The organism is Rhodopila globiformis (assembly GCF_002937115.1).
In the GTDB taxonomy this organism is placed as follows: Bacteria; Pseudomonadota; Alphaproteobacteria; order Acetobacterales; family Acetobacteraceae; genus Rhodopila; species Rhodopila globiformis.
On sequence record NZ_NHRY01000172.1, the window covers coordinates 1 to 11138 of the forward strand.

The following is an 11138-nucleotide window of genomic DNA, read 5'->3' on the forward strand; positions in this document are numbered from 1 at the left end:
CCCACCCCAACCGCCCTCGTATCCAACGAAACGGCCCCGCCACGCCCGCAATGACCAACTTGCTCCCCCAAGACCAGCACGACTAAAACAGCAGGCTCCAGCGTCAGGGATGAGTGTCCACCGGCCGGGCGAGCAGCGGCAGCGCGGGCGGGTCCGGCGCGCGGCATGGATTTTGCGGCGCCTTCTCGCCCTGCCACAGCAGCGCATCGAACACCTCGCCCGGAACCGGCTGGCTGTAGAGGAACCCCTGCCCCTCCACGCAGCCAAGCGAGCGCAGCACCTCGGCCTGGGCGCAGCTCTCGACGCCTTCCGCATTGACCGCAACGCCAAGCGACTCCGACATGCCGATGACCGCGCGCACGATCGCCTCGGCATGCGAATCCGCGTCGACGCGGGCGGTGAAGCTGCGGTCGATCTTGATCTTGTCGAAGCGGAACTTCCGCAGGTAGCCAAGGCTGGAATAGCCGGTGCCGAAATCGTCCATCGCCAGCCTGATGCCGAACTCATGCAGCCGCTGCAGCGTCGCCAGGGTCGCCTCGGTGTTCTGCAGCATCACCCCTTCGGCCAGCTCCAGTTCCAGGCGCGACGGCGTCAGGCCGATCTCGGAAACGATCTCGATGACGGCCTGGCAGAACACCGGATGGCGGAACTGCACGGGGGAGACGTTGACGGCGATGCCGATATGCTCGGGCCAGGTGGTGGCGTGCTGGCAGGCCTCACGCAATACCCACAGGCCGATCGGCACGATCAGGCCGGTGTCTTACGCCAGTTCGATGAAGCTGTCGGGGCTCAGCAGGCCGTGGCCTGGCCGGTTCCAGCGCAACAGCGCTTCGGCGCCGAGCATCCGGCCGGTCGCCAGGTCCACCTGCGGCTGGTAGTGCACCGCAAGCAGCCCGCGCGCCATCGCCGTTCGCAGGTCGGCCTCCATCTCGTAGCGGTAATGTACCATTTCGTTCATGGCGTCGGTGAAGAAGGACACCCGGTCGCGGCCTTCCCGCTTCGCCTGGTACAGGGCGATATCAGCCCGCTTCATCAGTTCTTCCAGCTGGCAAGGCGCGCCGGCTTCCGAAACGGCGACGCCGATGCTGAGGCCGATGTGCCGCGGGCTGCCGCCGAGATCGACCATCGGCGCCATCGCATCGAGCAGGCGGTCTCCCAGGATGGTGGCCTCCTCGGTGCGGCGCAGCCCCGTCTGGATCACCGCGAACTCGTCGCCGCCCAGGCGCGCCAGGGTATCGCTGGAACGCAGGCAGGCGGACAGCCGAGTCGCCACCGTGCGTAACGTTGCGTCACCGGCGGCGTGTCCGAGCATGTCGTTGATCGACTTGAAATGATCGACGTCGAAACAGAAGACCGCAACGCGGCCGTGGTCGCGGCGCGCGTTGGACAGGGCCTGTTGCAGCCGGTCGTAGAACAGCCGCCGGTTCGGCAGGCCGGTCAGCAGGTCATGCGCCGAGAGGAACGATGCCTGCCGGATCGCCTCGTTCAATTGCCGCAACGGCAGGATGCGCAGCAGGAAGAACAGCAACATGCCGAAACCGGCGGACGCCAGGGAAAGAACGCCGGTGACGACAAGGATCGGACGCAACGAGCGGGCGATGTCCACCTCACCCAGACGCGCGCCGCCGTCTATGACGGCCGACCGCGCCGCCAGCAGGGGCCAGGTGGGCGCGACGGGCGTCGCGGTTTCGATGATGATGCGGCCGGAACCGGAAAACACCCGCCACCGTTCGGCATTGGCGCCGGGGTCGGCCGCGGCCGGCGGCCGAGCGACGTCGGTGTTGTCCAGGTCGAACGGCACGGAACTATCCGCCAGCGCGTTCCAGAACGCCGGGTTCTGGCGCGCTTCCTCCACCACGTCGCCGGCATAGAGCTGGGCCTGAACTTCAACCTCGCCGCGCAGGCGGGCGTCCGCCACCAGGAACCAGGCGATCGGGACGATGACGGCGATGGTCATGGCGGCGAGACCGGCGAGCAGGCTGATCAGCCGCACCACGGTGGCGCTGGTCGTTGCGGCGTCGTCGCTGCCCGCCGCGTGGACCGGCAGCCTTGCCAGGCCCGAGGAAATCAGGTGGCGGAACTGTGGCCATGAGGTTTGGCCAGTATCGGCCATTGGAATCCCGTCTGTATTGGACATGCCCGGCCGGCAGATGAACACGGGCCACCCGGGCGCCACGCCGTTGTTGCAACTGTTGCTATACAGGTTCGAACAACGCATCGTCCATGAATCTTTGACTGCACGTGAAAATTTCCTGGCTGACGGCAGCCTGCCACGCTATTAGCGCGCCGATAGTTTCGTTGTGTGCATATTTGTCGATCCGGCGGATCGGCGCCGCCCGGCCCGGCCTGCCATGGGGATACCGAGATGTTCCGCTTCGCCTGGTGGCTGATTGCCGCCTTGCTGACCTTTGCCACGGCGGCATCGGCTGAAACCATCGGCTTCTCCCAGGTCGGCGCGGAGAATGAGTGGCGCACTGCGTTTTCGGCCGACATGAAGGCCGAGGCAAAGGCCCGCGGCATCAACCTTCTGTTCGACGACGCACAAGGCAGTCTCGATCGGCAATTCGCCGCAGTAGGTCGTTTCATTGCGGAACATGTCGACGCAATCATTATTGCGCCGGTCGTCGTCACCGGCTGGACGCCGGTGCTGAAGGAGGCGCAGGCCGCGCACATTCCGGTGTTTATCGCCGATCGGTCGGTCGACGCGGACCCGTCGCTGTTCGTTGCGCGCATCGGCAACGACACCAACCTGGAAGGCCGCCTCGCCGCCGCCTGGCTGGCGCAGGCCAGCCGCGGCCGCTGTGCCATCGTCGAATTGCGCGGCACCCCCGGCTCGGCGCCGGCGATTGGCCGCCGGACGGGATTCGCTGCCGTCATCGCCCAGTTCCCCGCCATGCGGATCATCCGCTCGGAGAGCGGCAACTTCACCGAGGAGAGCGGGCAGCGGGTGATGACGGACTTCATCGTCAGCACGGACCGGCTGAAGGGCGTCTGCGCCGTGTGGTCGCACAACGACACCATGCTCATCGGCGCGATCAAGGCGATGAAGGCCGCCGGGCTGCGCCCGGGCAAGGATATCCTGACGATTTCGGTGGATGGCGTGCCGGACATCTACCGCGCCATGCTGGCGGGCGACGCCAATGCCTCGGTCGAGGTGAAATCCGATATCGGCAAATACACCTTCGACGTGGTGCAGGGCTACCTGCATGGCCGGCGCGACTATCCGAAGTGGGTCGTCATCCCGACGGACCTGCACACGCCGCAGGACGCCGCGCAGATGCTGGAGCGGCGCTACGGCCCCTGATCGGGGGGATCGTCTCCCTGTCGTCGGGGCCGGGCGCGTCCCCATACGTATCAGGACAGGGCGTCCGTTCCCTCACCGTCATGGCCGGGCGTGTCCCGGCCATCCACCCCCCAACTGTTGAAGCGCAGATGGCCGGGACACGCCCGGCCATGACGGTGAGGGAACGGACCCTGCTCCAGTTGCCCCCTGTCCTGATACGTCCGGGGCCTACGACGCCTGCGGTGACGCTGCCAGCAGTTGCTGGATCGGGTCCCAGACAAACGCGGTCTGGGCGATCTTCTGGCCGGCGATCTGGGTGTAGGCCTCGGCCACCGGCTTGCCGCCCAGCCTTTGGTAGAACCAGCGGCTGGGATTGTCGCGCAGCACCCAGACGAACGCCGACTTGCAGCCGATTTCGATCAGGTGCGCGGCCGAGGCGCGCATCAGCCGCCGCCCGACGCCGCGCTCGCGCCAGTCGTCCAGCACGTACAGCGTCTCGACCTCGCCCTCGGCCAGCCGCTTGCCGCCGATTTCCGCGTGCCGCGCCCGCCCCGCGGTGGTGAAGCCGATGATGCGCGGGCCGCTGCCGGGCGGGACGTCGACGCCGGAGGCGGTGGCGACCATCACGCCGGTGCCGCCGCGGATCGCCGCGTCATAATGCGCCGCCTGGCGTGAGACCGACAGTTTCGCGAGATACGCATCCGGCAGGATGCCGGGATAGGTGCTGCGCCAGGCTGCCACATGCACCGCGCCAATGGCAATCGCGTCTGCCACCCGCGCCTTGCGCAATGAAATCATGCAACCCGCTCCAGAACTGCCGCGAAGAAGCCGTCGGTGCGATGCCGTGCCGGGGTCAGGAACAGGACATCGCCGCTGCCCGGCGCAGGTTGCGGCAACGGCCACGCGCGGGCAAGCGGGACCAGCGCGAATTCGGGATGACGAAGAAGGAAGCCACTCACCTGCGCCTCATTTTCCTCTTCCAGCAGTGAGCACGTAGCGTAAACCAATCGCCCACCCTTGCGAACCAGAGATTGCGCGTCATCCAGGATCATCGCCTGCTTCGGTAACAGTTCGCACAGGTCCGTCTCCTTCAACCGCAGCCGCGCGTCCGGGTTGCGCCGCCAGGTGCCGGTGCCGCTGCACGGCGCATCGACCAGCACGCGGTCGAACGTCCCGGCCCGCCGCTTGAGCCACTTGTCGCCGGCGGTCACCAGGTGGCGCTCGACGTTGTGCACCTCGGCGCGGCGCAGGCGGCGCACCGCGCCTTCGAGCCGCGGGGCGGAGACGTCGCAGGCGACGACCTGGCCGCGGTTCTGCATCATCGCCGCCAGCGCCAGCGTCTTACCGCCGGCGCCGGCGCACCAGTCCACCACGCGCATGCCCGGCGCCGCGCCGACCATCAGGGCGACGAGCTGGCTGCCTTCGTCCTGGATCTCGATCAGGCCGGAGCGGAAGGCGGGGCCGTCGGTGACGGGTCGGCGGCCCTCGATGCGCAGGCCCCAGGGCGAGAACGGCGTCGGCTTCGCGTCCCAGCCCTCGGCGGCGAGGGCGGCGCGCGCCTGGTCGCAGTCGCCTTTCAGCAGGTTGACGCGCAGGTCGAGCGTGGCGGGTTCCGACAGCGCCGCCAGTTCGGCCGTCAGGGCGGCGCCGAAGCGGGATTGCAGGCGGGGCAGCAGCCAGTCCGGCACCTCCAGCATCACGGCGTCGGGCATGGCGGGATGGTCGAGCGTGTGGCCCTCCAGCCGGGCGGCGACGGCGCGCTCGGCGCGGTCGAGCGCCGGGGGGGCGAACTGGCCGCCGGAGAAGGACTGCGCGATGCCCGACATCGCCCAACCTTCCAGCAGCAGCGAGGCGGCCACCAGCAGGCGCGGCGTGGCGGGCGCGTCGCCGAGCCACCAGCCCAACCGACGGCGAGCGCGCAGCACGCGCCAGACGCGGTCGGAAATGGCGCGGCGGTCGCCGGAGCCGATATAGCGGCGGGAACGGAAGAAATCGTTGGCAACGGCGTCGGCGGGCCGTTTCGGCGCGCCCTCGACCACGGTCAGCAGGTCGATGGCGGCCGCGATGCGGGCGGCGGGGGTCAAGCCGGGAGACCACCGGCCGCCGATGAAGAAGGCAATTCAATCACCGTGGTTGCGTGAACTAAGACGGCGACCGGATACACCCCCGGGCGCGGATTTGCCACGTCAAACGAAGCGGAAACGGATGATTATCCCTTCACGCCGCCCATTGTCAGCCCGGCGCTCATGTGCTTGCGGAAGGCGTAGTAGATGACAATCGGCGGCAGGGCGTAGATCACCGCCGTCGCCATCATCAGGTTCCACGGCGCCTCGTCGCTGTTGAGGAACTGGCCGAGCGCCACCGGCACCGTCATCTTGTCGGGCGAGGACAGCAGCAGGAACATGTAGAGATATTCGTTCCAGGCCAGCAGCAGCGCGTAGGTGCCGACCGCGACCATCGCCGGCTTCATCAGCGGCAGGTAGACCCGCCGGTAGATGGCCCAGGGCGAGGCGCCGTCGATGCGCGCCGCCTCGTCCAGTTCGATCGGGATGCTGGCGCCGTATTGCTGGAAGATGAAGATGGCATAGGGCGTGGCGAAGGTGACCTCAACAAAGATCACCGCCCACAGGGTGTTGGACAGCCCGTAGTTCTGCATCACCCGGTAGAACGGGATCGCCAGGAACGACATCGGGATCACGTAGGTCATCAGCGCGGCGTTGCTGACCAGCCAGCTGAAGCGCAGCTTCATCCGGCCGAGGACGAAACTGGTCAGCGTGCCGATGGCGAGCGTCAGCACCGCCGTGACGAGGCCGATGATCAGGCTGTTGCCCATCTCGTGCCAGAACCGGGCCACGTACCAGTAGTTCTCGGTCAGCACGGTCCAGAATCCCGCCAGCGTTGGATGCGCCGGCCAGACGTCGCCGCTGAAGATGCTATCGTTCTGCTCCAGCGCGACCGAAACCATGGTGTAGAGCGGCGTCAGCGTCCAGACCAGGATCAGCAGGCAGGCGATGGTTTCCGCCGCCAGGCCGATGGCGCGGCGCCAGGTCCGGCGGCGGCGGGAGCGGCGCCTGGGCAGGCGTCCGGCGGTGGTCGCGCTCATAGTTGCACCTGTGACTTTGCCAGCTTGCGCATCAGCACGATGACCAGCGGGATCAGCAGCGGCAGGGCCGACATCACGGCCGCCATGCCGAGCTGCGGGTTATCGACCTCGAACGCGTCGCGGATGCCCAGGGTGGCGAGCACGTGGGTGGACAGAGCGGGGCCGCCGCCGGTGACGAAGTAGATCGTGTTGAAGTCGCCCAGGGTCCAGATCGTCGAGAGCAGGGTACAGATCAGGTACAGGTTGGCCAGCAGCGGGAAGGTGACCAGGGTGAACCGCTTGTAGCCGACCGCGCCGTCGATGGCGGCCGATTCATAGAGTTCCTGCGGGATCGCCATCCGCCCGGCCAGGAAGATCACCGTCCAGAACGGCATCCACTTCCAGATATAGGCGACCAGCGACGAACCCAGGGCCAGCCAGCGGTAGTTCAGCCAGGACGGCCCGTTGATGTTGGCCACGTCATACAGGACGTTATTGATGAGGCCCCACTCGCCGTTCAGCATCCAGTGGAAGGCGATGAAGGTCGGGATCGCCGGCACCGCCCAGGGCAGGATATAGACCAGCAGCAGCGAGCGCACCCGCCAGTTCTTGCGCATGAAGAAGCCGGACAGCATCAGCGCGCCGAACAGGTGCAGGTTCACGCCGATGGCCAGGTAGATCAGCGTGTTGACGACCGTCTTCAGATACACCGGATCGGCGAACAGCTGCCGGTAACTGGATGGCGCATGGCCCAGCCACAGGCCGTACAGCACCGGGTACACGACGAACAGCACGAAGACCGCGGCGTAGGGAATCAGGAACGCCAGGGCCCAGCCGGTATCGGAGCCGTGCGGGCCGCCGCGCCCGAAGCGCCATCGGCCCACCCCGCGCAACCGCGCCCGGCCGCGGGCCAGGGCAGCGGTGGCGGTATCGAGCGGCGTGGCGTCCATAACGTCAGGCCTGATGGCCGATCGGGTACTTCGAGAAGATTTCCTCGACGCGGGCGAAGGCCTTGTCGGTGGCCTTGTCGGGCGCCATGCCGTTGATGATGTCGGCGGCGGCGACCGGGAAGACGTGCTCGGCGTCCACCTGGGCATAGGCCGGATTATGCACATAGAACCAGGTCAGGGTCGGGTCGACCACGCCCTGCTTCACCGCCACCGAGCGGTGCGGGTCCTTCGGATCGAGCCAGTACGGGTCGCTGTGGACGATGGACGGCATCACCGGCAGCCAGCGTCCCTTTGCCTCCTTCAGGTAGGTGTTCAGGTTGGCGGGCTGGATCAGGAAGCGCAGGAAGTCCTTGGCGGCATCGGCGTTCTTCGCCTGCTTCGGAATGAAGGCGAGTTCCACGCCGAGCAGCGCGGGCACGTGCTTGCCGGCGTTGTCCCTGGGCAGCGGCGCGCTCATTGTCTCGTTGTAATAGACGTCCTTGTCCTGCATCACGGCGACCGATATTGATATCGTATCGTTCGGCGTCATGACGACTTCCTTGGCGTGGAAGGCGTTGTTGTTGTCGGGGTCGCCCCAGTTCAGCGCGCTGGGCGGGACGTAGCCTTGCTTGAACGCGTCGGTCAGCCGGGTCAGCGTGGTGATCACCGCCTGCCGCACCTTGGGGTCCCTGACATGCAACTGGCCGTCGGGCGTGACGATGCCGCCGCCGCCATAGGCCACCATGAACTGGTTGAACGTGTTGTTCGGGTCGTCGCCGGTGGTGGACAGGGTATAGCCCAGGCCACAGGTGTGCCGCATGCGCTTCTCGCGCAGCTTCTTCTGCACGGGCTCGAAGAAGTCGAAGAAGGCGTCCCAGGTCTGCGGCATGTCGGAAACCTTGTAGCCGGCCTTCTCGATCAATGATTTCCAGACCGGAAGATTCAGCGATGCGCCCTTGAACGGCACACCGTAGAAGGCGCGCTTCTTCTGCTCGGCATTGTAGAACTGCGCCGACTGGACGGCGGTGTCGCTGAGCGCCTGCTTCTGGGTGTCCACGATGTCGGTGACGTCGACAAGCCGATCGTGCCAGGCGTTCTGGGGGACGATCTGGGCGGGAGCGTTGTCGGCGTACATCAGGTCGGGCACGTCGCCGCTGGTCAGGGCGGAAATGATCTTCTCGTTCAGCGCCTGGCCGGGCAGCAGGGTCAGGTTGACCGTGTTGCCGCTGGCCTTTTCCCAGGCGGCGATCAGGTTGTGGAATGCCTGGTCCTCGGCCGGGTAGAAGCCCTGGTTCCACCATACGGTGATGGTCTGGCCGCGTGCCAGGGCCGGGCGGCCCAGCGCTGAATACGCGGCCAGGCCGGCCGCCGTCTTCAGGAGATCCCGTCGAACCACGCCGTGCATCTGCTGCTTTCCTCCTGTTCCGTTCCTGGTGCAGCCCGTGTGAGGCCCTGCGGCACACATCGGACCGCGTGCCTGCGGGAGGTCGCTCCGCAGGCATGTTGCCGTTGGCTTTGCGGCGGACCTTGGCGGCGGAAGGTAACGGATCAACCCGGCGGCGGATTGCGTTTGGGCAAGGTGCCGCAACTTTCCGTGCCTGGGACTGGCCGGGTTGCCCGGGCGATAGACCCTCGACCTGGACGACACGGCGGCGTGATTACGGGATTGTTTCAGAAGTAACGTGTGCTTGTGTAGCAGGAGATGCCTTGATGATTGGAGGCAGAACCGCTAAAGTTTGTTGGCAGGAGCTAATTATGCGGCTGAGGTATGTTACTTTGATTGCCGGTTGCCTGCTGATTGCAAGCACGCCGACACAGGCACGATGGAATGGCTACGGCTATTCCGGTTATGGCCATTCCGGTTATGGCTATGGCCTGGGATATTGTGGTTCACGTGATCTCTACGGCTTCCCTGGTTATGGCTACGGTCTGGGATCTAGTGGTTCACGCTATCCCTCCAGCTTCCCCGGTTATAACTATCCCGGCTATGGCTATGGTCTGGGATCTAGTGGTTCACGCTATCCCTCCGACTTCCCCGGTTATGGCTATCCCGGCTATGGCTATGGTCTGGGATCTAGTGGTTCACGCTATCCCTCCGGCTTCTCCGGTTATGGCTATCCCGGTTATGGCTATCCCGGTTATGGCTATCCCGGTTATGGCTATCCCGGTTATGGCTATCCCGGTTATGGCTATGGTCCAGGGTATAGTGGTTCACGTTATCCCTACGGCTTCAACCAACAAAGGCGGTTTGGCCCAGATCGCCCTGCTGTACCACCGTTCGGCGCGGCGCGGGCAAGGCCAGCAGGTCCGGGCGTCACGCAGATGCCGCCAATGTTCACCCGGTCGCCTATCATTGGAACGTCTTCTCCTATTATTGGGACCACCACTCCGATTATCGGACATAACTCCGATATCATTGTACATCCGCCACCGCTTGTCGGGGTTACTTCTCCTATATTTCCTCAGACGCCTGTGTTCACCGTTTCAAGGCCGCTTGGCAAGGATTGATTTCGTTCCGGAGTGGTGTCCGGTTTGAGAACCGTGGCCATGCCGGCGCACGATCAGGACATGCGCCGTACATGCCGCCTCCGGCCCGCGCGGCCAGAGGACGGTGTCCAGGAATGGGCGTGATTCAATACGACCGGGGCATGCCCAGCACGTGCTGGCCGACATAGCCCAGGATCAGGTTGGTGGAAATCGGCGCGATCTGGTACAGCCGCACCTCGCGCCATTTGCGCTCGATCTCGTATTCGCGGGCGTAGCTGAAGCCGCCGAAAGTCTGCATCGCGGTGTCGGCCGCCTTCCACGCCGCCTCGGACGCCAGCAGCTTGGCGATGTTGGCGTCGGCGCCGCAGTCCTTGCCGTCGTCGAACAGCGCGGCGGCGCGGCGGCAGATCATGTCGGCGGCCTCCAGTTCGGCCCAGGCGCGGGCGATGGGGAACTGTACCGCCTGGTTCCTGCCGATGGGGGCGCCGAAGACGACGCGGTCCTTGGCGTACTGCGTGGCCTTCCTGACGAACCAGCGGCCGTCGCCGACGGCCTCGCTGGCGACGAGGATGCGCTCGGCATTCATGCCGTCGAGGATGTAGCGGAAGCCCCTGCCCTCCTGGCCGATGAGGCTGTCGGCGGGGATGCGGAAGTTGTCGAAGAACACCTCGGTGGTGTTGTGGTTGATCATCGCCTTGATCGGCCGCACCTCCAGCCCCTGGCCGGTGTTCTTGGCGCGCATGTCCACCAGGAACACCGACAGCCCGTCGCTGCGCTTCTTCGCCTGGTCTGCGGGCGTGGTGCGGGCCAGCAGCAGCATCATGTCGGAGTGAAGCGCGCGCGAGGTCCAGACCTTCTGGCCGGTGACGCGGTAGGAGTCGCCGTCCCTGATGGCGCGGGTCTTGAGCTGCGTGGTGTCGGACCCGGTGGTCGGCTCGGTGACGCCGAACGCCTGGAGGCGGAGGCGGCCGGCGGCGATCTCGGGCAGGTAGTGGCGCTTCTGCGCCTCGCTGCCGTGGCGCAGCAGGGTGCCCATGATGTACATCTGGGCGTGGCCCTGGCTGGCGACGCAGCCCGCGGCGTTGATTTCTTCCAGGATCACCGCCGCCGCGCGCAGGGGCAGGCCGGAGCCGCCGTATTCTTCCGGGATCAGCGCGCCGAGGAAGCCGGCGCGGGTGAGTTCGTCCACGAAGGCGGTCGGGTAGGCCTGCTGGTCCTCCAGGTCGTTCCAGTAGCTGCCGGGGTAGGCTGCGCAGATTTTGCGGACTGAGTCGCGGAGGTCGGGGTAGTCCTCGCCGAGGGCGACCAGGGTTTCGTCGGACATGGGTGGGGCTCCTGCCGTTGGGCTTGGGGGGGG

The 11138-nt window shown here is 66.2% G+C and carries 8 protein-coding genes and 1 pseudogene; 2 read left to right on the forward strand and 7 right to left on the reverse strand.

The features are described from left to right. Nucleotides 1-103: 103 nt before the first annotated feature. A pseudogene (locus CCS01_RS35265) lies at nt 104-2218 on the reverse strand (putative bifunctional diguanylate cyclase/phosphodiesterase). Nucleotides 2219-2365: 147 nt separating this feature from the next. On the opposite strand from CCS01_RS35265, the gene CCS01_RS16125 reads away from it, so the two are divergent. After that, on the forward strand, nt 2366-3304 hold the full coding sequence (locus tag CCS01_RS16125) for an ABC transporter substrate-binding protein (protein ID WP_104519812.1): 939 nt from the start codon (nt 2366-2368) through the stop codon (nt 3302-3304). 207 nt (nt 3305-3511) lie between these two features. Here CCS01_RS16125 and CCS01_RS16130 read toward each other — a convergent pair whose 3' ends face one another. The 5 genes from CCS01_RS16130 to CCS01_RS16150 form a co-directional block, all read right to left on the reverse strand. Beyond that, the gene (locus tag CCS01_RS16130) at nt 3512-4081 is read right to left on the reverse strand and encodes a GNAT family N-acetyltransferase (RefSeq protein WP_104519813.1); all 570 of its coding nucleotides are present in this window, start codon (nt 4079-4081) and stop codon (nt 3512-3514) included. Beyond that, nucleotides 4078-5367 carry an RsmB/NOP family class I SAM-dependent RNA methyltransferase gene (locus CCS01_RS16135; protein WP_104519814.1) on the reverse strand — a complete coding sequence of 430 codons (1290 nt, stop codon included), beginning with the start codon at nt 5365-5367 and terminating at the stop codon, nt 4078-4080. Before CCS01_RS16135 ends, CCS01_RS16130 begins: the two co-directional genes overlap by 4 nt. A 125-nt stretch (nt 5368-5492) precedes the next feature. Then, nucleotides 5493-6386 (reverse strand): carbohydrate ABC transporter permease, encoded by an 894-nt coding sequence (locus tag CCS01_RS16140; protein WP_104519815.1) that lies wholly within the window; start codon nt 6384-6386, stop codon nt 5493-5495. Then, nucleotides 6383-7315 (reverse strand): carbohydrate ABC transporter permease, encoded by a 933-nt coding sequence (locus CCS01_RS16145; RefSeq protein ID WP_158258429.1) that lies wholly within the window; start codon nt 7313-7315, stop codon nt 6383-6385. The genes CCS01_RS16140 and CCS01_RS16145 overlap by 4 nt, the downstream gene beginning before the upstream one ends. Before the next feature lie 4 nt (nt 7316-7319). After that, nucleotides 7320-8699 carry an ABC transporter substrate-binding protein gene (locus CCS01_RS16150; protein WP_158258430.1) on the reverse strand — a complete coding sequence of 460 codons (1380 nt, stop codon included), beginning with the start codon at nt 8697-8699 and terminating at the stop codon, nt 7320-7322. Between the two features lie 350 nt (nt 8700-9049). Here CCS01_RS16150 and CCS01_RS35270 point away from each other — a divergent pair, with 350 nt between their 5' ends. After that, nucleotides 9050-9802: a hypothetical protein gene (locus CCS01_RS35270; protein WP_239992192.1), complete on the forward strand. Its 753-nt coding sequence runs from the start codon at nt 9050-9052 to the stop codon at nt 9800-9802. 124 nt (nt 9803-9926) lie between these two features. Here CCS01_RS35270 and CCS01_RS16155 read toward each other — a convergent pair whose 3' ends face one another. Continuing rightward, nucleotides 9927-11105 carry an acyl-CoA dehydrogenase family protein gene (locus CCS01_RS16155; RefSeq protein ID WP_104519818.1) on the reverse strand — a complete coding sequence of 393 codons (1179 nt, stop codon included), beginning with the start codon at nt 11103-11105 and terminating at the stop codon, nt 9927-9929. Between the last annotated feature and the right edge of the window lie 33 nt (nt 11106-11138).